The organism is Pseudostreptobacillus sp. (assembly GCF_977040545.1).
In genome coordinates this window covers 1-22,698 of sequence record NZ_CDRRBS010000002.1, presented here as the reverse complement: position 1 = coordinate 22,698, position 22,698 = coordinate 1, and the positions used below count along the sequence as shown (strand labels likewise).

General features: G+C 27.1%; 19 protein-coding genes, 1 tRNA gene, 1 rRNA gene and 2 pseudogenes. 3 read left to right on the top strand and 20 right to left on the bottom strand.

The genetic code is table 11. The features are described 5' to 3' along the window. Window positions 1–181 precede the first annotated feature (181 nt). From ACWYO2_RS00300 to ACWYO2_RS00245, 12 genes and pseudogenes are all read right to left on the bottom strand, one after another. Window positions 182–1,075, bottom strand: coding sequence for a DUF6414 family protein (locus tag ACWYO2_RS00300; protein WP_455514499.1), 894 nt, complete (start codon window positions 1,073–1,075; stop codon window positions 182–184). A 75-nt stretch (window positions 1,076–1,150) separates the two neighbouring features. Continuing rightward, window positions 1,151–1,993: a KilA-N domain-containing protein gene (locus ACWYO2_RS00295; RefSeq protein ID WP_455514498.1), complete on the bottom strand. Its 843-nt coding sequence runs from the start codon at window positions 1,991–1,993 to the stop codon at window positions 1,151–1,153. A gap of 59 nt (window positions 1,994–2,052) precedes the next feature. Next, window positions 2,053–2,658 carry a hypothetical protein gene (locus tag ACWYO2_RS00290; RefSeq protein WP_455514497.1) on the bottom strand — a complete coding sequence of 202 codons (606 nt, stop codon included), beginning with the start codon at window positions 2,656–2,658 and terminating at the stop codon, window positions 2,053–2,055. A gap of 41 nt (window positions 2,659–2,699) precedes the next feature. After that, a pseudogene (locus ACWYO2_RS00285) lies at window positions 2,700–3,248 on the bottom strand (DNA methyltransferase); the annotation flags it as partial. A 3-nt stretch (window positions 3,249–3,251) separates the two neighbouring features. Continuing rightward, window positions 3,252–3,878 (bottom strand): hypothetical protein, encoded by a 627-nt coding sequence (locus ACWYO2_RS00280; protein WP_455514514.1) that lies wholly within the window; start codon window positions 3,876–3,878, stop codon window positions 3,252–3,254. Window positions 3,879–3,887: 9 nt separating this feature from the next. Next, window positions 3,888–3,935 (bottom strand): annotated as a pseudogene (locus ACWYO2_RS00275) (hypothetical protein); the annotation flags it as partial. 5 nt (window positions 3,936–3,940) lie between these two features. Next, a complete protein-coding gene (locus ACWYO2_RS00270) occupies window positions 3,941–4,150 on the bottom strand; it encodes a helix-turn-helix domain-containing protein (RefSeq protein WP_455514512.1) in 210 nt (69 codons plus the stop codon). Between the two features lie 520 nt (window positions 4,151–4,670). Then, on the bottom strand, window positions 4,671–5,630 hold the full coding sequence (locus tag ACWYO2_RS00265) for a hypothetical protein (RefSeq protein WP_455514496.1): 960 nt from the start codon (window positions 5,628–5,630) through the stop codon (window positions 4,671–4,673). 13 nt (window positions 5,631–5,643) lie between these two features. Next, a complete protein-coding gene (locus tag ACWYO2_RS00260; RefSeq protein ID WP_455514495.1) occupies window positions 5,644–6,738 on the bottom strand; it encodes a DUF3696 domain-containing protein in 1,095 nt (364 codons plus the stop codon). Beyond that, complete coding sequence (locus tag ACWYO2_RS00255; RefSeq protein ID WP_455514494.1) at window positions 6,732–7,982, bottom strand: DUF262 domain-containing protein; 1,251 nt, start codon at window positions 7,980–7,982, stop codon at window positions 6,732–6,734. Before ACWYO2_RS00255 ends, ACWYO2_RS00260 begins: the two co-directional genes overlap by 7 nt. A 39-nt stretch (window positions 7,983–8,021) precedes the next feature. Next, window positions 8,022–10,004, bottom strand: a complete 1,983-nt coding sequence (locus ACWYO2_RS00250) for an AlwI family type II restriction endonuclease (protein ID WP_455514493.1) — start codon at window positions 10,002–10,004, stop codon at window positions 8,022–8,024. Further along, on the bottom strand, window positions 10,005–12,170 hold the full coding sequence (locus tag ACWYO2_RS00245; protein ID WP_455514492.1) for a Dam family site-specific DNA-(adenine-N6)-methyltransferase: 2,166 nt from the start codon (window positions 12,168–12,170) through the stop codon (window positions 10,005–10,007). 456 nt (window positions 12,171–12,626) lie between these two features. On the opposite strand from ACWYO2_RS00245, the gene ACWYO2_RS00240 reads away from it, so the two are divergent. Then, window positions 12,627–12,749, top strand: coding sequence for a hypothetical protein (locus tag ACWYO2_RS00240; protein WP_455514491.1), 123 nt, complete (start codon window positions 12,627–12,629; stop codon window positions 12,747–12,749). Between the two features lie 433 nt (window positions 12,750–13,182). After that, entirely contained in the window at window positions 13,183–13,851 is a 669-nt protein-coding gene (locus tag ACWYO2_RS00235; protein ID WP_455514490.1) for a hypothetical protein, read from the top strand. Between the two features lie 106 nt (window positions 13,852–13,957). Here ACWYO2_RS00235 and guaA read toward each other — a convergent pair whose 3' ends face one another. From guaA to sppA, 4 genes are all read right to left on the bottom strand, one after another. Continuing rightward, entirely contained in the window at window positions 13,958–15,496 is a 1,539-nt protein-coding gene (gene guaA, locus ACWYO2_RS00230; RefSeq protein WP_455514489.1) for a glutamine-hydrolyzing GMP synthase, read from the bottom strand. An 11-nt stretch (window positions 15,497–15,507) separates the two neighbouring features. Next, window positions 15,508–16,971: an IMP dehydrogenase gene (guaB, locus tag ACWYO2_RS00225; RefSeq protein WP_455514488.1), complete on the bottom strand. Its 1,464-nt coding sequence runs from the start codon at window positions 16,969–16,971 to the stop codon at window positions 15,508–15,510. Between the two features lie 240 nt (window positions 16,972–17,211). Continuing rightward, window positions 17,212–17,910 carry a TraX family protein gene (locus ACWYO2_RS00220; RefSeq protein ID WP_455514487.1) on the bottom strand — a complete coding sequence of 233 codons (699 nt, stop codon included), beginning with the start codon at window positions 17,908–17,910 and terminating at the stop codon, window positions 17,212–17,214. Window positions 17,911–17,921: 11 nt separating this feature from the next. Then, a complete protein-coding gene (gene sppA, locus ACWYO2_RS00215; RefSeq protein WP_455514486.1) occupies window positions 17,922–19,559 on the bottom strand; it encodes a signal peptide peptidase SppA in 1,638 nt (545 codons plus the stop codon). A gap of 141 nt (window positions 19,560–19,700) precedes the next feature. On the opposite strand from sppA, the gene aphA reads away from it, so the two are divergent. After that, complete coding sequence (gene aphA / locus ACWYO2_RS00210; RefSeq protein ID WP_455514485.1) at window positions 19,701–20,429, top strand: acid phosphatase AphA; 729 nt, start codon at window positions 19,701–19,703, stop codon at window positions 20,427–20,429. Between the two features lie 152 nt (window positions 20,430–20,581). Here the strand turns inward: aphA and ACWYO2_RS00205 are convergent, their stop codons facing one another. The 4 genes from ACWYO2_RS00205 to ACWYO2_RS00190 all read right to left on the bottom strand — a co-directional run bounded on the left by ACWYO2_RS00205 (window position 20,582) and on the right by ACWYO2_RS00190 (window position 22,677). Further along, on the bottom strand, window positions 20,582–20,821 hold the full coding sequence (locus tag ACWYO2_RS00205; RefSeq protein WP_455514484.1) for a hypothetical protein: 240 nt from the start codon (window positions 20,819–20,821) through the stop codon (window positions 20,582–20,584). Between the two features lie 214 nt (window positions 20,822–21,035). Continuing rightward, window positions 21,036–22,370, bottom strand: a complete 1,335-nt coding sequence (locus ACWYO2_RS00200; protein ID WP_455514483.1) for an aminopeptidase C — start codon at window positions 22,368–22,370, stop codon at window positions 21,036–21,038. A gap of 106 nt (window positions 22,371–22,476) precedes the next feature. After that, window positions 22,477–22,585 (bottom strand): 5S ribosomal RNA (gene rrf, locus ACWYO2_RS00195). Between the two features lie 15 nt (window positions 22,586–22,600). Beyond that, window positions 22,601–22,677: transfer RNA gene (locus tag ACWYO2_RS00190), tRNA-Asn, on the bottom strand. Window positions 22,678–22,698: the final 21 nt, after the last annotated feature.

The following is a 22,698-nucleotide window of genomic DNA, read 5'->3' as shown; positions in this document are numbered from 1 at the left end:
TTGTCGTAATTATGACGCGAGATCCACCTGTTAATCATATGGTCATATCAATACTTACAGCTAATAAATTTTCCGTCTATTCAATTAGATGTTAATCCTATAAACTGGGATTTAGCAATCCATATATTTGAAAAATTTACCTGTTAGAAATACTCGTTTTACTATTAGTATTCTCCTTTATTTAAACATAAATTGCAATAGGAATTACAATAACAGCAGGACCAGTTATTTTTGTCTTCAACTCAGGCAAATTGAATTGTTGCATATCCGTTGTTTTAAATCCTGAAAACATCTCATTTAATAATTCTTCTGATAGAATAGATAATGAAGTTTTTCTAAGAAGATTAATGTTTTCCGTATCTTTTTCACATATGGATATTACTTTACCAAGAACTTTAAAATGACCACCAATAATTTCCGATATATTGTCATTTTCAAGATATTGTTCTTGTACAGATAGCACTGTCGTTCCTTTGGAATCAGATAAAATAAAATCAATGGTACCACTATGTTTTAACTCATTAGCAAATGACTCAATTTGTTTGATAGTTTCATTTTCTTTTTGCTTTTGATTATTTGCCTGTTTTTTATTACCTATCTGTGGTTTTTCAGTAAAAATTTCAACCATACGAAAAAGGTCAATAAAAATGTCCATATAATTTATTAGTGGATTTTTTTGTAATTCCCCTTCAACTTCAATAAAATCACCTACTTCCATTTTAGAAAAATTGAAATCTGAATTCAACATTTTATGTTCTAACAAAAATCCACGGAACTTGGACAAAAGAGAAACATTTGTATGCACTTTTTCTTTAACAACACTTTCTTTTTCACCCTTGTTTCCATCGTGGCTTAATTCACCAGAAATGTTAATTCTTAATAGTTTACTTAAAATAGTATCAGCTGTTGAAACTCCTGCATTGACCTTTTGAGCAGAATGATTTTCTTTATGTTCTGTATAATTAATCTGGCTTACCATTGAAAAACCATCTTCCATAATAGCAAGCATATCTAAAACAATCTTTTCATTAATATATATTGGAACAATGAATCTGTCTAAATTTATATCGACCATTATTTTAATTCCTTTCCTGCTTCTCTTTTTCACTTACAAATTTAGATTTGTTTATCTATTTATTGATATAAATAATTATTTCTTTCCTTCTAATTTTTTAATACCATTATCATTAAGCTTTTCAAGTGATGTCAATTGTGTTCTTGCAAGTTTTCTAAGTTCTATCATTCTTTCTTTTTGATCCATACCTTTACCAACAAGAATTGCATTATAGCTCTCCATATTTGCAAGAACAAGTAATTCATTCAGACTTGCATAGTCTCTCATATTACCCTTTAACTCAGGATTTTTTTCACGCCACTGTTTAGCGCTCTTGTTAAACAAAGCTACATTGAGCATATCTGCTTCACTTGCATACTTGTAAGACAACTGTTCGTTGGTAAGATCTTTTAAGAGATATTCTTTGATTGCAACTGTATGAATTTTGTAGTTAATCTTGGAAATTTCTCTATTCAAATTCCAACCTAATGATAGCTTAGAGTTTTCATCTGACTTAAGTCTTTTGTAATCCTGAATTACATACATCTTAAATTCAGCAGAAATCCATGAAGCAAATTCAAAGGCAATATCTGTATGTGCAAATGCGCCACCGTATCTTCCTCCTTTTGAGATAATTCCGATTGCGTCTGTTTTTTCTACCCATTTCTTAGGGGACAGTGTAAAGGAATTATATCCAGCTTCCGATTTAATTCGGTCGAATTCGACCGAATTGAAATTCATGTTGTTTAAGCTTTCCCATAAACCAAGAAATTCAATTGTATCTTTTCTTCTCATCCAATTTTTAATTACATCACTTGGTTCATCGCTTTTATATCTAGCAATATCCGTTAGACTTATATAGTCGTTTTGAAAGTCTTCAGTATAAATTTGAATAGCAAATCCTTTTGCTTCAATCGTCTCTTTTTTCACCTTAGACATATGAGTTCCTCCTTTATGCTGATGTACTGTTTACAACATTTATTTTCATAATAACTGCTCTAAACAGCACACCAACGATTCATTTTTTTGATTTTAAACTTTGGTAGAAGCTCTAAAACCCTTGTATTTACTTGACTATTTGCCTGTGTCATTATTATGACACGAAACCCTGCGAAGAAATCGAGAACAATTGATTCTTTTCTATCTAAAAAAAATGTAGCACCACTAACGAGTTCTTTTATTAAAGAAGATGGTTTCGGATAATCAAATTCAACTTTCAATTCCTTCAGTTCATTTACTCCGTTTTTATTTAGATGCTTTAATACTGAATAAAACTTAGAGCTATCTTGATCTACTCGTCTTAGCTTTCCAACAATATTCATTCCATTAGATTTAGGAATCAGTACATACTCTCCATTTTGTAACCCATTATCAATTTCTTTTTTTACTTTTTCTCCTTTATACTGTAACACTTCTTCGTAATGGCAATTTCCATATTTACCAAATTCTTTTCGTAACCAATCTTCTTGTATCCAATATTTAATCTTATCCCTCTCTACAATTTTCCCTCTAATATCTTTTTCTTTAGCTAATGGTGAAAATAAAAAAATATCTTTCGCATAAACAAGACAATAATCATGTCCTTTAATCACTTGTTTTACCATTCCTCCACCTTCTGCTCTAAAACACAAAAATTTGCAACATTATTATTTTCACCAAAAATTTCATCACACAACATTTTTAATTGTGAAAATTCATTATCATCAATGCTTAAAAATATTACGCCTTTGGCATTCAATAACTCTCTTGCAATTTTTAATCTAGAATACATAAACGAAAGCCATTTTGAATGCCTATAACTATCAGAAGTCGCTATTAAATCGTCATTATATACAAATTCCTTTCCAGTATTATATGGTGGATCTATATATATAACATCTATCTTTCCTTTATGAGTTTTTTCCAAAAGTTTTAAAGAATGTAAATTATCGCCTTCTAATAAAAAGTTATATCCTTCCTCTTCATCTACTACTATTTTTCTTTTTTCATCTTCCACAAATATTGGAATATTATGTTCCAACATTTCATCTACTTTTTCTGAATGTTCTTCCCATACAAGATCATATTTCTTTTCATTAAGTGCATTTTCTATTTCCGTTATAGCACGTATATTTTCTTCATCATCATTCATTTTTTTTAATTCTTCAAGATATTTTATCATTTTTTCACGTTTTATTTTAGATAAATTCGCCATACTCTACCTCACTTTATTTATAAGACTCTTAACTAACTCTTTATCTTCTATCTTCGTAATTCCAAAACTCTTTTTCCCAGCATCTTTAATAGATGCTCCAATATGATAAACTTCTACTTTATCTATAACTAAAAATCTATCATGAAAATCTGTATTTATTTTTACAATTAATTCTTCATATTGTGCATTAAATTTATTGATATCTTTTGTTGTTAAATTTCCTTTACCAGAAGTATAAATTTTAATTTTTACATTTTTATTTTTCTTACACAGAATATTTAAGGTATTGATATCCACATAATTATCAATCAAGATTATTTCTTTCTTAGCTTTCTGGATAAGCCCTACGATAAAGCTAAAAGCATCATATATTTGCCCATCGAAAAAGATATTTTGCTTAACCTCAGTATTGCTAGCTATATAGTTGAAGACTTCCTCTAGTTTCTTATCTGTTTCTAATTGTTTTAACTCAACCCTATCAAGACGAGAAAACATCTCTTTGTTAGAAAGCAAAAAGTTCCTCATCTCCACAAAGCTATTCATAATTTTAATACTTACTTCGACAGCTACATCACTTTTAAGCACAGCAGAAAGCATAGCGATACCTTGTTCTGTAAATACATATGGCATATATCTTCTACCACCTGAACCACTTTCTTTTTTTGAGGTGACATTTTGGCACCTCAAGTTTTTTATTTCTTTAACCCTATAATCGAAACCATATCACCAAAATCAACACCTAATTTGGTTGCGATACGATATAAAACATCCATGCTGACAAACTCTCCTCTTCCCATTTTAGATATAGTTGTAGGAGATAATTCACAAACATTCGCCAATTCTTTTTTATTCATATTTTTATCTATTAAAGTTTTCCATAATCCATTATAACTGACTTTTATATTTTCCCCTCTTAATTACAAGTTCATAAAGTTATTTTGTATATTATAACACTTACACTATGATTTTTAAATAGCTAAATTTTGAAAGCTTAGTGAAATTTAAAATACAAAATCATTTTAAAAAAGTTGTAGTTAATCCATAAAAAAATGTACCTCCAAACTGTTTTAATTTTTTCTGTCCAGTTTGTTGGTACATGTTCTGAATTTACACTCTGTTGGCTCATTTTTATTTTTACTTAAAAGTGGATTATCACTTTTTTTCTTATGAAAAAGTACTTCAAAAACACTTCAGCTAACCACTTGAAACCTTAGAATAATCAGTAATATCAATGGTTTCAATTAGTGCTTAGGCTACTCCCACTCGATATGTCCATTGATATCATTTTGTGTAAATAGTGTAAAATCAAGATTTTTGTTATCAGATTGAGCCTTATTATCCGTTTTATTTCTGTTTATTCGATTTTTTGCAAGTATATTGCAAGCAGAAGTTTATTGAATATAACATCTTCAAAATGTTTATTTAATATCTTGCTGTTGGTAGATGTGTCCCAATATATCCAATATATATTTTCTTTAAATTATCATCTGCCTCAAAATATATTCTGCCATTAAAATTTCCAGAAAAACTTATATGATTATAGAAATAGGAATATAAACCATTTGGCTTCTTAAATTTTCTCAACACATTAAGTTTTGAATTATTTTTAACTGAATCAGACTCATTCCTAGCATTAAAACCTAATAATTTTATATCAAAAATAGTGTGTTCGTTATAATAATAATCTAATTTGTCTAGTCTTTTTATTATAGCATTAATATGATTCATTTCTTGATTAGTATAGATTTGTGTTTTTACATTATCACAAAAAATTAGATTAGGAAACAAGTATTCTCTATGCTCCCAAAAATCATATCCCGATGTTACATTACTATATTTACCTCTCTTACATTCTGCTTTCAAAGAAGTAATCTTTGAATTATCACATATATTAGGAATTTCTTTATTTTCTTCTTTTAAGTCATCCTGTTTTTCATCTAAAAATCTGTAAATTCCTTGAATATAATCATTAGAAAAAACATCCACTGTCTTAAAACTTAATGCCTTACAATCTTCTTCTATTGCTTTATGCAAAATTTTCGATTCATATTCAATTTCAGAGATTTTACAACAAAATTCTGATGTTGTTTCTTTATTTACAACTATGCTGTATTTGTCAATAGCCCTTTTCAAAAATGTCTTGTGTTCTGACTTAACTCCTTCAGAATCATTTAGCCATTTTTGAAAATTATAATTACAATCAAAATCTATGCTTATTATACTTTGTAGGCTTTCAATATCACCTTTATCTATTATAACTCTTTCTTTTTGTAGTAAGAATAATAATTCAACAAAAATATTTATACACTCTTTGCTTGTATATTTATTAGTAATGTTCACTATATTTTTATCATAACTTAAATCATTCAAGATTAGTTTCATAGCATACCGTCCATTAAAATAATTCATCTAATGCTTTATCCCACTCATCAAAAAAACCATCTGGCCATCTAGAAATACTACCATCTTCTAATATAGCAGGAGAAGATTTACAATATTTTACAACTATATCATCATCTTTCTTGTCTTGATAAAAAAAATTAAGTCTAACATCATTTTTATCAAGTTTTCTCTGCTTTACAGATAATCTAATTCCATTCAAAACATGATCACTATGTGTTTCTAAAATAATTTGCACTCCCCCTGCACAGGCTCTTGATATTAATTCCCCTAATATTCGCTGTCCTCTTGGATGTAAGTGAGCTTCTGGATTTTCCAAAATTATTAAATCGCCGTCCGAAGCCTTCAATAAGCTAAGTACAATTGGAGCGGTATAGCTTAATCCAAAACCAACGTTTAAAGGTTTATGCTCCATTCCATAAACATCATAACCTATACCTACAATTCCAGCATCAATGTATTCTTTAGGATGTATTTTTATTCCAGGACTAAGCTCTGACATCCAAGCTTCAAATTGATATAGAATTTCATGACTTTGACAGCTTCTATGGATGACATTATTATTTTTTACATTCTCATATTTATTTTTTTGTAAATAACCAGGAAAATACTCTCCTCTATAACCAATTCTATTTATACTTTGTGCCGAATCATCTGTTTCATAATAACGGCGTGGACCAATTCTATTTGCAGATATATATTCAAATCTATCCGAAAAAAGATTTTTATTGCTCAATGTATCAGGCAGAATAGTTGGATTATTTTTCACCTTTTGTATAAAACTGTCTTTTTCGTATTGATATTCCCAAATAAAGAATTCATTATTATAGTTAATAGAAAATTTAATTGTTTCATTGTTGCTATTTCTATTAAGAACATCATATCCTGTACCTAAATTCACTAATTCGCCATTAAGCTGTAAATACTCATTTATACTATTATTTTCATATGCTTGTCTAAGAAGAAGCAATGATTGTATTATAGTTGATTTTCCCATACTATTTATTCCAGATAGCACATTTAATTTTGATAATTCTAGATGAATTTCATCAAAACATTTAAAATTTTCTAAATATATGTCTTTTAACATTCTATACCTCCGTTTACATCAAAAACTTCATACATTTTTTTAATTCTTGAGGATACAGAAAACTTATCTGAAGCTTTTAAATAATTTTGGAAATCGTAATCTAAGCACAATTTTTCAAATTTATCTTTAATTATTTCTTTACAATTTAAGTAATTCTCAATTTGTTCCTTTGAAGAATTAAAAATAACAACAGAAATTGCTTCAAAAATTGCTTTATTTATTGGTCTCCTTCTACCATCATCAAATACTTTTCTGAAACAATGTTTTTCAAATACTTTGTATAAAATATTCATATTTTCTTTAAATTTGCATAGAATAGAGTCTAACTCCATTTCATCAATATTCTGTAAATACTCCATACCTTCTGAAAGAAATGTATCCATATTACCATTATAACTTTCTAATAAATTTGTGAATGAAACATACCTCAAACAAAATTCACAATCTAACATTCTGTCACTTTTTATACTTCCATCCGTTGCAATTAAAAATTCCTCTGTTTTAGACATGGTTATTAAAAATTTTGTTGCCTGTCCTTGAAACAAGGCATTCCTAATTTCTTGTGCTTCCAAAATTAACCCACCTGTATTAATTCTCTTAAAAATATTATATTTTACATTTTTAGGAGTTGCAGGATTAATCAAGTAAGCATTTATATTTGTTTCTTCAATTCTTCTCTGTAAACTTCTTGGAAGTTGAGAGAATTTCATCCCATCTAAATCTGTCATGAATTCTAAACCTTTTAATTTAAGCTTATCCTCTACAACAAATTCTTTAATTGTAGAAATTCTTTGTAACCCATCAATTATTAACCACTTATCATCATCTGTTGCATCAAAATAGAACGCTGGAAGTGGAATCTTTAACAATATCGACTCTATTAATTGACTCTTTTGAACTACTCCCCATAGACCTGATTTACGTTGAAATGCAGCTTCAAATTCCAATTCATTATTTTTTATTCTTTTTATTATGGAATCTAATATTAGCTTATCCATTTTTATATCAATTTTTGATGGGTCAAATGGGGTAACATTCTCGGAAATACTATTTAAATTTTCCGGTTCAACATCTTCATTAACAATTTCAACTCCATTTTCCTTAAAAAATTCAAAAATTTTATTCAAATTCTCAATATCATTATTTTTAATTGTAATTAAAATTAATGACAAATTAATTTTATTATTTTGCTCATTTGCAATTTTTAACAATGAAGCTAAATCTTCACTATATTTGTCAATCATTTCCTTCCCTTTCTCCTTCTCCTTTATTATAAATCACATTTAAATCTTATACTCTCCCGTAACCTCTTTCATCATTCCATCATGCCAATCTTCTGTCTCTAATGGCATTTCATGGTATTTATCAAACACTTCATATAGATACTTATATTTAACCTTATTTTTAATTATCTTCTTTAGAGAATTTGTATCCATTGAAATAATCTTCATTCCTGTAATAGTTTCTTCATTTCTAGTATATGGAATTATCTTTCTATATCTAAAATCTGAGACCACATTTTTATCCAAATATGTACTTACAAATAGACTATAATCAAATGGATTATTAAATCTAATTCTATAATCTCCCAAATGTCTTGAAACAGGCTCCATTTCCATTCTTCTTTGATTATTGCCGTCTGCAAGAGTTGCTTCAAGCAATAATGAATGTTTAGGATAAGAAGTACATGCTTCATACTCATATATAATATCTGCATAACCTCCAGCCGCATGTGTCTTAGGCAATAAATTGGCTTCTAATGATAACTTCATAAAATCTAAAATATTCCCTTGTCTTTCACTTACTTTATACCATATAATTCCTAAAATATATTCAAAAATAGTTGGTATTGTTGCTTCATCGGTAACAAGTTCTTCGATCCTTTTATCATCACGTTTCTCAAAACAATTTAGTAACTCTATAAGTACGGAATCATTAAATTTCTTATCAATCAAAGTATTAAATCTTCTATATCTCTCATCATTTACATAAGTTTCCGCTTGTTCTAGACTATTAATTGTAATTCCTAAATCTTTACTTAAAGCTTTATATACTTTACTAATATCTAACTTGAATGCTTCTGATATAGTTTCAATCGAGATATTAAATCTTAGATTATCATTTCTACTAAAAGTCTCTTTATATAAATTATCAATAATTTCTTTAAAATAATATTTTGGAATCACATCTAACTTAATCATACGATCTTCAAAAATTAGAATATCTGTTATATTAAAATATCTTCTATTTAAATCAAAATAATCAGACAAAGTCGCCATAGCTTTAAAAACATGAAAATATTTAAAAAACACTTCTTTTAATTCTATCTCATCTTTACAATTTGTAAATAAACATTGTTTATTAATTGAAGATTTTCCATTTTTTCTTACAATATTAATATTGGTTGTATTAAATAATAAACTTCTCCACAATATTCCAGGTTTGTGATTTATATTCTTTGCAGAACTTAACAAAGATTCATAATCATTACTACCATCAATAAATATTTTTTTTAAATTATCATATAATTTATAATACGGTTTATCATAGCTTCTACTTTTACGATTCATTCCAACTAAACATATTAAATTTTCATCAACATCAGAAGCTATAAATTCTTCCCTAGCAAGTTTATAATTATCCATCTGGATAAGTAATTTATAAATTATTTCTTCTACTGAAATTTTTCCTTCTCTATATAATTTAATATCTGATATAATCTGATTTAAGCTTTTTTCATCTCTAATTAAAGGAATAAAATAAGTAAATTCATCATAGCTTAAAAACTCAAGTTCAGTAAGACACTTTATAACCGCAATAAAAGGTCTAACGATACTACCACTTACATTTATACTTGTTTTAAGAATTTGCTTTAAATAAATAAAGCTATCTCTATTAATATTAAATACATTATCAGTTTCAAAATTTCCATTACTTGTTATTTTAAGCAGTTCCTTACCCGCTTCCGTAATTAATCTATCGTCAGTTATTAAACCAATATCAACTAAACCTGATGTTTTTTCTCTAGCATCTTTGTCCTTCCTTTTCGCAGTACCTGTTAAGAAATCTTTATTTTTCATAAAATCATAATACTTTTCTTGTAATTCATTATTCCAATTCCAATCGGATTTCTTTACAACTTCATTATAGAACTCATCAAGAAGCAATAATTGTTTCTCTATTTTTAAATTTAATTTTGCTGTTCTAAAACTTGTAGTACCTATAACCCAACAAAAACTTTGATACGGAATATTTATATTAGCCATTTACTCATTCCTCCAATCAACTGGATAATTAGTAATTAAAACTTCTTCAGATATACTATTTTTATTTTTTCTATGATAATTACTATTAGAATAACTTTTATTAAGACGATTACAGTAATATCCCTTACTTTCAATCCAATTGTATAAAATATCATTTCTTTTATTTTTACTTTTCAAAACATTAGACAAAGCAAACCTAAAACCTTTTTCATTAGCTTTATCTAAAAATTTAAGTAAATCTTTTTCTTCTTTTTCTGTCCACATTCCATTTTCGTTGTATGTTGCATTTGTAATCAAATAAGGTGGATCACAATAAATAAATGTATCCTGAGAAAAATCATCTAATGAAATTTCTCTAAAATCCTTTTTTATGAACTGGACATCTTTACTTTTTAATTCTTCAGAAAATAACATAAGTTTACTTCTCATTTTAGAATTAAAATCTCTCTTCCCTACCGGAAGGTTAAACAACCCTTTTCGATTAAACCGAATTTGATTGTTAAAAGAATAAACGATCAATACATATAGCATTAAGTGATCTACTTTTCCAGCAAGAACTTTATCATTAAAATCATCTCTTAATTTGAGAAATCTTTTTTTATTATATTCGGCTAATCCTCTACTACTATCAGAATTATAATAAGAATAACCATATAATGATGTATTAGATAAATCATATTCATCAATAATATTGTCTATTTGTTTTAATAAAACATCAGTATCAGTGTCTTTGATAAATTTAATTAAATCTATTAATTTGTCATTTAAATCATTAAAAATTATTTTAGACGATAATGAATTTATTCCAACATTTCCTCCTCCGGAAAATAAATCTAAAAATACTTCCTTTTTATCAAATAAAGGTTGTAACTGTTCTAATAATTTAAATTTTCCACCTGTATAATTAAACGGACAAGATATATTCATTTTATTATTTTCTTTACTAAATACTTCACATAAAAATACTCTTTCTTTATTGTCCTTTATATTTGATTTTCCAGTAGAAAAACTTTTATAATCTGATTCAAATATACTAACTTTACCCTTTTTACTAAGAATTCTTATAATATCTTTATCTGATATTTTAGCATTTGATCTATCATTCCCCTTATTAGACATATTGTTATACGAAAGTAAAATATACTTTGTATCCGCATTTTCAATAAGTTCTTCAAATGCTTTTGTAGCTTTAATCATACAATAATCACTTTTAAGAGAAGTTCTATCCATCTTTCTTGCAACCCCATAAACTTCAGGTTTTTCCCACCTTGCTACATTTTCAAGCAAATGATACGCATCACAATACTGCCTTGAATTATATGGAGGATCCAAATACAACAAATCTCCCTTAATCCTTTTTATCAGTTCATTTGAATCAAGATTATAACAAATATTATTAGAATTTATCGTTTCTTCAGGTAATAAAACATTCAATACTAATTTTTTCTCAAAATCAACATTTTTTCTATATGCATCGTAGTGTCCAACTGTATTTGCAATCTTATCCATTGCATATAGAAGTGAGGTAATCAAAATCGCATATTCCTTAAAATTTATTTCTTTGTTTTTGTACTTTTCTTCTATATCTTCTCTTATATATCCTATCTTGCTACAATCATCTGCAGAAAAAAATGTATTAGCAAAGTTTTCACGCATATAATTATTTTCTTTTGTTTTAACTTGGTTATAGTGGTATATAAGTTCTATTATTCTTTTTATAGAGTATTTTTCACTCCCAAACCATGCATAATTAGAAATATAATTACTATATAATATATCATTTGTAATAAGTATCTTATCTTTAAAAGTATTTGAAACAGCTCCAGTCCCACTAAATATATCAACAACAATATTTATATTTTTACAATTTTCATCAACTATTTTCCTTATAAAATTAGAAAGTGAATATTTATTACCTAAATATCTTCTATTATTTATAAAAGATTGTTTTAATCCTAATTTCGATATTAAAATATCTACAATTTCTTTATTATTTAAATCCTCTAAGTATAAATTATTTTTTAAAGTTTCAATTTTATCCAAAAAATATTTATTTCTTCTATTTTTAGAAATAGTGGTATTTTTTTTATCTAGTGACCTGTATAAATGTGACTTTGATATTTCTAATTCTTTTATTAACTCCTCAATTTTAATTTTTTCTCTCATTATTTCCTCCCTATAACAGCACTCTTCTTTTGATAAATATTATACCATATAGAATATTATTTTTCTATATAATAGCTTTTAAATTGTAGTGTAAAGTTTGAAATACCTAAAAAATTTTTATTTTAATTTTTGAATTTCAAATTACACGTTACCTTTAAAAAAGAAATTTAACAATAAAAACACCAATATTTATAGGTGTTCTAGGATTGTTTAATTACTTTTTTTCGAAAGTCGGGTGATATATATTGGTATAATAATTTATATAACGGATGTCAATAGTTGTTTCTAATTTTTATCAAAATTTCTCTTTATTTTTAGTATACGATTTGATATAATAAAATATAAATAGGATATTATGAATAACAAAACTGTATCAGAATGATTGAAATATCTTCGTTCTATAAATAAAAAACACAAAAGGAGTTTGTAGAATTTTTAGGAATCCCTCAACACTCCATGTTTGCATATGAAAATACTAAAAATAATCCTACTATAAATGTACTGATCAATATTGCCGATAAATGCAATGTATCTTTAGATTATCTTACCCAAAAAAGTAATTATACTTTCGATCTTTAAAGTATGAGAGATTTTGTATTATTTATGTATAAACTGGCAATGAAAAAAGAAATTGGATTTGAAATAATTGTGAAAGATAAATTTCTAAATAATGACATTTTTAAACCGATGAAAATAAATAGAATGTTAATCTTGTGTTCTATAGCAATGATAAAGAACACGCTTTTAATACTAACATATGCAATATACTAAAAAAGGTGTCTAATAATACGTCTAACTTAGAATCCTATTCTATTACAAAATAACAATTTGATTCTATAAAAAATAAATATGTAAAATATCATTCTCTACCACTAACACAAAAAGAATTTTAAGAACTGTCAAGTGATAAGATTATAAAGAAAAATAATTGATTACTTGAAAGAAAATAATCTTCTATAATTTTTAATTTTAATACAGAACATTACACTACAAATAAACGAGAGGTACATATATGAGATTTAGTGATCTATTTATTAGCTACAAAATTGGTTTAAAAGATATCAAAAGTACCATTCCATTTACTGAACTGCCACTTTACAGAAAAATTTTTATAATTATTTTTCTTACTGGAATTATCATTAGTGGAATTTTACTTATTTTTAAACAAAATATATTTTTATTTATCCCAATAGGATTAATCTTTATTTCGCTTATAATTTTTGTTATAATCGACTCTAAAAAAAGTAACCTTAGTCTCATGCTTGAAAATAGCTACATTCCTTATTCTGAAAAGCGAATGAACATGACCATTGAAGTTTTAAAAAAATATAAGATTAACATAGAAAATGTAGATTCCCTTGATATGCTAATCACGGAAGCAAAATATGCACAAGCCGAATGTGATTTCTTATCACAATTTGAAAAGCCTTTTAAAATATTAGGTTCTATCATTATTCCTATTGTCGTATTTATTGTAAATAAAATTAGTGAAACAGCTACCCCAACCGATATATATAATATGGCTGAATTAGTAATAATCTTAGTTTTACTAATTTTTTCACTCATATTTTCTTTTATACCTATCATAAAGGATTTATTTTATCGTGAGTATAATAAATATACTGAATTAATATATGACTTAAGACAAATAAAAATTTTCTATACAAAGAAAATTAGCTAAGAATCTATTATTTTTTATTAAAATGAAATGCTATAGGAAATCCCTGTAGCATTTTTTAATACAAAAAATCACCCAAAGAATTATTCTTCAGGTGTTCCATTTTTAACTACTCCCACTCTATAGTTGCAGGTGGTTTAGAAGATATATCATAGGTTAATCTATTTATTCCTTTTACTTCATTTAATATTCTATTTGATACTTTTTCTAAAAATTCATAAGGAAGACGTGACCAAGTAGCTGTCATAAAGTCTATAGTATTTGCTGATCTTAAAACTGCTGTATATTCATAAGTTCTTTCATCTCCCATAACCCCTACTGATTTAACTGGAAGTAGTACAACAAATGCTTGACTTACCTTACTGTATAGTCCTTCTTTTCTTAATTCTTCTATAAATATATCATCTGCTTCACGTAGTATATCTGCCTTTTCCTTAGTAACTTCCCCTAATATTCTAATACCAAGACCAGGTCCTGGGAATGGATGTCTATCAACCATATAATCAGGTATTCCTAATTCTCTTCCTACCTTTCTTACCTCATCTTTAAATAATTCTCTTAAAGGTTCAAGTAATTTAAAGTTTAAATCTTCAGGAAGACCTCCAACATTATGATGTGATTTTATAGTTACAGAAGGACCTTTAACAGATACTGATTCTATAACATCTGGATAAATAGTTCCTTGTGCTAAAAATTCAGCATCTTTTAATTTACTAGCTTCTTCATTAAATACTTCAATAAATTCTTTTCCTATAATTTTTCTTTTTTCTTCAGGGTCTTCTACACCTTTAAGTTTACTTAAAAATCTTTCTTCTGCATTTATACACTTAATATTCATATCAAAATTTTGAGCATATACATCCATTACACTCTTAGCTTCATTTTTTCTAAGTAATCCAGTATCTACAAATATACATGTTAACTGTTTACCTATAGCCTTATTAATAAGCATCGCTGCAACTGATGAATCTACTCCACCTGAAAGCCCAAGTATTACCTTTTTATCTCCTACTTTTTCTTTTATCTCTTTAACTGTTGTTTCAATGTAATTTTCCATAGACCAATTCTTTTCAGCACCTACTATCTCAAAAACAAAGTTTTTTAACATTTCAAAACCATGTTCAGAATGTGTAACTTCTGGATGATATTGAAAAGCATATATTTTTTTATCTCTATTTTCTATAGCTGCTATAGAAGAATCGGTATGTGCAATTATTTCAAAACCTTCTGCCATTTTATTTACATGATCTGCATGACTCATCCAAACTATAGTATTATCAGGAATATTTTTAAAAATTAAACTATCTTTTTTATCTAATTTTAAACTTGCCTTACCAAATTCTTGCTTATCTGCTCGTTCAACTTCACCACCATGTAAATGTGTTATTAATTGCATACCATAACAAAGTCCAAGTATTGGTATATTAGCATCAAATATTCTCTTATCTAATGTTGGCGCTCCTTTTGCATAAACAGAAGCTGGTCCGCCTGATAAAATTATACCTTTAGGCTTTCTTTTTAGTATTTTATCTATATCTTCATGAAATGGTACTACTTCAGCATAAACTCCCATTTCTCTTACTCTTCTTGCTATTAATTGATTATATTGTGAACCAAAATCAAGAATAACAATAGAACTATTTTTCATTAAATTCCCTCCTACTTAGAATAGTTTGGTGCTTCCTTTGTTATTGTAATATCATGAGGATGACTTTCAATTAATCCTGCACCTGTTATTTTTACAAATTTTGAATTTTCTTGTAATTCTTTTATAGTTGGGCATCCACAATATCCCATACCTGCTCTTATTCCACCAGCAAGTTGGAATATTACATCTTTTAAAGATCCCTTGTATGCAATTCTACCTTCTATTCCTTCTGGGACTAATTTAGAATTATCTTCTTCTCCAGCTTGGAAATATCTATCTTTAGACCCTCTTTTCATGGCTGCTATAGATCCCATTCCTACATACATTTTATATTTTCTTCCTTCATATATCATTTCTTCACCTGGAGCTTCTTTAGTTCCTGCAAGTAATCCTCCAAGCATAACACAATCTGCCCCAGCTGCTAATGCTTTAACTATATCACCTGATAATTTTATTCCACCATCAGCAATTACACCTATTCCCTTATCTTTGCAATATTCATATACATCATTAACGGCTGTTAATTGTGGTACTCCTACACCAGCAACAACACGAGTTGTACAAATAGAACCAGGTCCTACTCCAACTTTTACAGCAGATACTCCTGCTTCTATTAAATCTTTGGCTGCTTCAGCAGTTACAATATTTCCCCCTATTATTTCAAGTTCAGGAAAAGCTTTTTTTATTTCTTTTACTTTGTTTATTACTCCTTGAGAATGTCCATGAGCTGAATCTAGCGTTACTATATCAACTCCAGCTTTAACTAAAGCTCTAATTCTATCCACAGTATCTGATGATATTCCTACAGCTGCACCACATCTTAATTTACCTGTTTCATCTTTACAAGCATTAGGATATTGTATTAAATTATCTATATCTTTTATAGTTATCAAACCTTTTAAGTATCCAAAATCATCTGTAATAGGTAATTTTTCTATTCTATTTTCTAATAATATATTTTTAGCTTCTTCTAATGTAGTTCCAACTGGAGCTGTTATTAATTCTTCTTTTGTCATTATATCTTCAACTAATTGATCCATATCTTTTCTATATTTAATATCTCTATTAGTTATTATTCCTATTAATTTCCCATCTGATTCTACAACAGGAAGACCTGATATTTTGTATTTTTTCATCAACTCTTCAGCAACTTTTACCTTACTTTCTTTATTAAGAGTTATAGGATTTGTGATCATTCCACTTTCTGATCTTTTTACTTTTTCTACCTCAGATGCCTGTTCTTCTATAGACATATTTTTATGAATAAATCCAATTCCTCCTTGTCTTGCTATAGCAATAGCAAGTTCTGCCTCTGTAACCGTATCCATCGCAGCACTAAGTATAGGTGTGTTTAAAGTTATCTTTTTTGTTAACTTAGTTTTAAGACTTACAGCATTTGGTAATACATCTGATTTTGCTGGGATTAATAAAACATCATCAAATGTATATCCTTCTTTTATAATCTTCCCTTTCATATCTCCTCCTATATTTTTTATTTTCGTTATTATATCACATATAATTTTGGTTGTAAATGTTAATTTAGCTAATTGGAAGAGCAAAATTAAAATGTAAAGTCTATTCACTACATTCTCATATTCTCTCAAACAATAACAAAAAAAGTAATCATTGAGTATATACTTTAAAAAATCAAAAAGGTCTAAACCCCTTTAGTTTATGGGCTTAGACCTCTTTTTTTATGTTATTCATCCAAAACTTTAGACTTTCATAAAATACATTCTTATTATTCCTAATAATAATAAATGTAACGGATAAAACATATAGTTTATATATTTATTTTGTTTTCCTCTTTCTCCGTTATATAACATGTTTATACCAAATCCTAATATAGACCAAGGAGCTTCTAATAAATATGGAAAATTAAATATTATAGACAAATATTTATTACTTTTAAAAATATAGAAAACATATATACATAAAATACCATAATATTCATAATCACTTGAAATTATTATAGATATAATACATGAAATAATTAATATTATAACAGAACTTATTATCCACAAATATCTATTCATTTTATCTTTTATACTATCTATAATCCAAATACTAACTAGTGCTAATGAAAAAGTAAAGAGTATATTACTTGTATTAAAATTAAAGAAAACCCCACTTTGGAACATATCATAAGGTATTTCTGAAATAAAAGCAAATAGTAATAAATTCATTAAATATCTTTTTCTATTACGCGTTTTAAAATAGCCTTCTGATATCAAAAAGGCAAATATAGGGAAAGCTATTCTACCTAGGATATCAAAAATATCAGATATAGAATTTAATATACCATCACCTGTTAAATAACTATATATTATAGCTTTATTTATATGATCTAAAAACATAGATATAAAAGCTATATATTTTAATGTTGCTCCAGATAAACTAATTTTTTTTATCATTTTTCTCCTTATTATTTTATTTTAAACTCCTCAAGCATATATATTCCTTTTCTACCTAAGACTTCATTAATTTCATTTTCTAATTTTTTTGAAATTATACTTGGTCTAAAAGAAGATATTTTTTCTTTTATACTTTCTTCAGTAAATATATATTTAACTTTATAATCATCTAATCTCAAATATTCAATAAGTCCTTCTAAGGCTTCATCAAATCCACCTATTCTATCAACTAAACCTATTTCTTTAGCTTCTTCTCCAAGCCATATTCTTCCACCAGCTATAGGTTCAAGTTGACTCTCTGTCATTATTCTAGCATTCATTACATGAGATTTAAATTCTGAATACACATCCTTCATTGATTTTATTATTCTCTCCTTCATTTCTTCTGTTAAAGGAAGTGAAAAATCAAACATAGAACCAACATTTGAATTTGTAATATTTTCAACATTTATCCCTACTTTTTCAAATACAGTATCAAAAGTTGGGTAAAGAGCTACTACACCAATAGAGCCTGTTATTGTTGTTCTATTTGAATAAACTCTTCTTGAAACTGTTGAAATATAGTAACCACCACTAGCACAAACACTTCCTTGAGATATGAATATTGGGACTTCTATATTTTTTAATTCCTTATATATCTTTTCTGATTCTAATGCTGACCCACCTGGAGAATTTATTCTTAATAAAACACCTTTAACATTTTCCATTTCATTTACTTTCTCTATTTTTTCAAGCATATCATCATAATTAATATCTTTATCAGGTCCTATTTCTCCATCAGCAAAAATAACCGCTATTTCATTCTTACTTTTATTTTTTTTCTTCTTTAATTTAGATATATAGTCATCAAAATCAATAGTATCTTCTGAATAATCTATTTCAAGTTTATCAAAATTACTTCCACCATCTATAAGACCAAGAGCCATAGCTTCATGATAATTAGCAAATATTGTTTTACCTTCTAATATTTCTTTACTAATATCAATATTTCTATACTTTTTAATTTTTTCAATTAATTGTAAATATATTTTATCATATATTCTAAGAATAGATTCTTTTTGTTCAGGACTCATATTTTCCCTACTAAAATTTTCTCCTGCCGATTTATGACTTCCTATATGTATAACATTGACTTTTATACCTAATTTATCTAAAAGTTTTCTATAATACCAAAAACTTTTATTATATCCTTCTAAAATTAAATTTGAATTCAAAGAATTAAACATATATATTTTATGAGCATATAAAGCAAAAAGATAATCATTTTTTAAAAATTGTGTAGCTATTGCCACTATCTGCATTTTAGTTCTTAATTTTTCAAAAATACTTTCTAATTCTTCTATTTGATTTAAAGATAAATCAATATTATCTATATCTAATATTAATGTTTCTATATTCCCTTCATTATATAGCCTTTTTAATTTATCCTTAAATTCAAAAAATGATTTTTTTTCATTAATTGTAGAATATTTTTTATCTTCATCTAAAAAATCGGTAGTTAAAATTACTTTTTTTACTTTTTTCTTAGAAACACTTCCTTCTTTTTTGGATTTAAATTTATTTAAAATAAATATAGTTGCTATAAATAAAATAGTTAAAATAAATAATGCTGTTAAAACTGATTCTAATAGTATTTTAATTAAAAACATTCAATCACCCTCATTCTAATTTTCTTTATTTTATTGTATCATTTTTATTTTTTTCTGTCTATTTTTAATTTTAGGTCTTTACTTTTTCAAAAATCGAAGTATAATATATTAGAGACTTTAAAAAAAGAAGGAGATTTCATTATGAAAAAAACATTATTAACTTTAGCATTATTAAGCTCAGGTTTAGTATTTGCTGCAGGACCAAAAGTTCCTTATACTCATGAAGGGTTCAAAACTACTGATCAAGTACAAAAAGCTATACACTTTGTATCAGTTGATGATATTAGAAAAAGCTTAGAAGGAACTGGACCAATAAATGTAAGTTTTGATATAGATGATACTTTAGTTCATTCAAGTGGATACTTTAAATATGGTCAAGATCATTTCCAAGTACCTGGAGATCCTAAAGGTGCTATAAGCTATTTATACAACCAAAAATTCTGGGACTTCGTATCAGATATGGGAGATGAATTCTCTATACCTAAACAATCAGCTATAGATTTAATTAAAATGCATATAGATAGAGGAGATAGAGTATTCTTTATTACAGGAAGAACTCAAAAAGAAGGAGAGCCTAACTATACTTCAACTAAATTATCTAAAACTTTAAAAAGATTCATGAACTTACCTTATGAAGTTTATGTTGAATATACTAAAGATACTCCAACAGGTGGATATAAATATGATAAATCATTCTACATGAAAAAACACAACATATCTCTTCACTACGGAGATAGTGATGATGATATCCTAGCTGCAAGAGAACTTGGTATTCGTGGAATAAGAGTTCAAAGAGCATATAACTCTACTAACCCTCAAAAAGTTAATGGAGGATATGGAGAAGAAGTTCTTATAAACTCAGCATGGTAATCAATAAACATAATGTAATGTAACTATAAAACATTAAAACATTAAAATAAAGACTGTTATTAGAAATATTTCTTTTAACAGTCTTTTTTAAATAAAAATAATATAAAAAAAGTGACAGGAATAAACCTGCCACTTTCTATATAAGTCTAAAACTATTTAGATTCTTTGTTTGTATCAGCTGCTGCATCTTTGTTTTCAGTTGCTGCTGCATCTTTGTTTTCTTCAGTTGCTGCTGCATCATCTTTCTTTTCTTCAGTTGCTGCTGCATCTTTGTTTTCTGCAGGAGCTGCTTCAGTTGTAGTTGCTTCAGCTGGTTTAGCTTCTTCAGCTTTTGCTCCACATGAAACTGCGAATAATCCTAATGCTAATACTAATAATGCTAATTTTTTCATTTTTCTCTCTCTTTCTTTCTTTTGATTTTATATGAGTTTACTCTCAAATTTCACTTAGCATTCTATCATAGGTATCTTTGATTTCAATTATAATTTCCTTATAATTTCCTTAGAGCTATTCCTTTATAATCATTCTCAAGGTATACTGTTTTTTTATACAGCTGAGATATAAATTTTTGTTATAACATATAATATCTCATACTTTTATAACACCTTACTTGGCCAATGAACCCATTGGATCCCAAGGTTTTAAACGAATAACTTCCTTATTTAACATTTCTTTCTGTTCTTTACTTAAAAATTTCTTATTAATAACTATTTGATATGTAAATCTATCCATCCAAGCATCCGTCATAACAAAATAACCTTTATCACCAGGAACTTCTCCCCAACTATTTTCCACTTTCCATCTATTAGATTTACCATCTAATATATTAACTCCTGACAATACCATTGCATGTGTCATTAAACTTTCAGAATAATCTAAAGCATTTGCTTTATCTTGTAATATATCAAATCCAAATGATTTTTCATATTCATATAAATCAAGATCCATTATTCCTTTTTCTCTATCTGAAATTTGACCTACATCACAACCAAACCAAACTGTTTCTCCACTTTTAATTTGATCTATTGCTAATTGTTTAAATTCATCCATAGGTAAATTTAGATATTTAACTTCTCTTCCAACTACATTCCCTAAAAAATCTACTGTGAATGTTGAATAATATGGTTTATCTTTAGTTGGTGCATTTATTATACTGACATAATCATCTAAATTTATCCCTATATACTTTTCAAAAAATTTAATAGGAGTTAAATCTGTATCTCTATGAAAGTTCTTATCTTTATCATAATATTCAAAATCAAATTTTTCTATAGGTTCTCCTAAAGTAACACAAAGATATGAATATATTTCACTCATTATTTTATCTTTCAATGAATATAACTCTTCCAAACTCATACCTTTTTCATAACTATTACGTAAAAGTTGTGCAGAATGTCTTAATTTTTTATTAAGTACATTATTTAACACCATAGAAGCTGATGAATGAAAAATTTCACCTTGCTTTTGTTTAGGTACCACTCCATATTTTTTAATCAATGAAACAAGCATATCCCATTGACCTCCATCTTGTTGTGGTGTTTGCAATAAATGTCTAACAATTCTTGAATCTAAATCTTCATCAAGAGTTCTTATTATCGCATCTAAGAAATAATTTGATTTTTCAAATTTATCCCAAAAGAAAACATAAGATTGAGATAATTCAAAATTCTCTAAATTATACTCTTTGTTCATCTTGTGTCTAAAAGTATTAAGTGCTGCGAATATCCAACAACGACCACTTTGCTTTTGAAAAGTTACCTTTCCAGTTTCAATGTTTTCAGAGAATAGATGTAATGTGCTATTAAATACATCATTATTCATTACAGATGCATTTAATCCATTCTTCAAAACAGAATTTTTTAGAACATTAAGTCCTCTTTTTTTGAAGTCTTCTTTCATAGCTTCAATTTTTTTAAAATCCATACAAGTACTATTAACCATACTTTATACCTCTTTCTAATATCATTTCAAATATATTGTAGCACGAAAGAAAAAAAATTTCTAGTAAATAAAAAAGATAGCATAAGCTATCTAATAAATGTTAATAGTTTAGCAACTTCCTATCTTCCCAATTACTTAGTATTTTTGGCGTTCATAGACTTAACTTCCAGGTTCGAAATGTTACTGGGTGTATCCCTATGGCTATAATCACTAAACTTTATGAATAAAAATGGCGTCCCTGGTAGGACTCGAACCTACGACCCTCTGATTAACAGTCAGATGCTCTAACCGACTGAGCTACAGAGACACATTAAAAAAAGAGTTTGGC

Bases quoted from the DNA above. Each gene is read 5' to 3' on its own strand.
- ACWYO2_RS00260 (WP_455514495.1), bottom strand. From the start codon at position 6,738: ATGTTAAAAGACATATATTTAGAAAATTTTAAATGTTTTGATGAAATT.
- guaA (WP_455514489.1), bottom strand. From the start codon at position 15,496: ATGAAAAATAGTTCTATTGTTATTCTTGATTTTGGTTCACAATATAAT.
- ACWYO2_RS00280 (WP_455514514.1), bottom strand. From the start codon at position 3,878: ATGCCATATGTATTTACAGAACAAGGTATCGCTATGCTTTCTGCTGTG.
- ACWYO2_RS00290 (WP_455514497.1), bottom strand. From the start codon at position 2,658: ATGGTAAAACAAGTGATTAAAGGACATGATTATTGTCTTGTTTATGCG.
- sppA (WP_455514486.1), bottom strand. From the start codon at position 19,559: ATGTTTTTAATTAAAATACTATTAGAATCAGTTTTAACAGCATTATTT.
- guaB (WP_455514488.1), bottom strand. From the start codon at position 16,971: ATGAAAGGGAAGATTATAAAAGAAGGATATACATTTGATGATGTTTTA.
- ACWYO2_RS00200 (WP_455514483.1), bottom strand. From the start codon at position 22,370: ATGGTTAATAGTACTTGTATGGATTTTAAAAAAATTGAAGCTATGAAA.
- ACWYO2_RS00245 (WP_455514492.1), bottom strand. From the start codon at position 12,170: ATGAGAGAAAAAATTAAAATTGAGGAGTTAATAAAAGAATTAGAAATA.
- ACWYO2_RS00235 (WP_455514490.1), top strand. From the start codon at position 13,183: ATGAGATTTAGTGATCTATTTATTAGCTACAAAATTGGTTTAAAAGAT.
- ACWYO2_RS00300 (WP_455514499.1), bottom strand. From the start codon at position 1,075: ATGGTCGATATAAATTTAGACAGATTCATTGTTCCAATATATATTAAT.
- ACWYO2_RS00255 (WP_455514494.1), bottom strand. From the start codon at position 7,982: ATGATTGACAAATATAGTGAAGATTTAGCTTCATTGTTAAAAATTGCA.
- ACWYO2_RS00240 (WP_455514491.1), top strand. From the start codon at position 12,627: ATGTTTGCATATGAAAATACTAAAAATAATCCTACTATAAATGTACTG.
- ACWYO2_RS00250 (WP_455514493.1), bottom strand. From the start codon at position 10,004: ATGGCTAATATAAATATTCCGTATCAAAGTTTTTGTTGGGTTATAGGT.
- ACWYO2_RS00205 (WP_455514484.1), bottom strand. From the start codon at position 20,821: ATGAAAAAATTAGCATTATTAGTATTAGCATTAGGATTATTCGCAGTT.
- ACWYO2_RS00295 (WP_455514498.1), bottom strand. From the start codon at position 1,993: ATGTCTAAGGTGAAAAAAGAGACGATTGAAGCAAAAGGATTTGCTATT.
- ACWYO2_RS00220 (WP_455514487.1), bottom strand. From the start codon at position 17,910: ATGATAAAAAAAATTAGTTTATCTGGAGCAACATTAAAATATATAGCT.
- aphA (WP_455514485.1), top strand. From the start codon at position 19,701: ATGAAAAAAACATTATTAACTTTAGCATTATTAAGCTCAGGTTTAGTA.
- ACWYO2_RS00265 (WP_455514496.1), bottom strand. From the start codon at position 5,630: ATGAAACTAATCTTGAATGATTTAAGTTATGATAAAAATATAGTGAAC.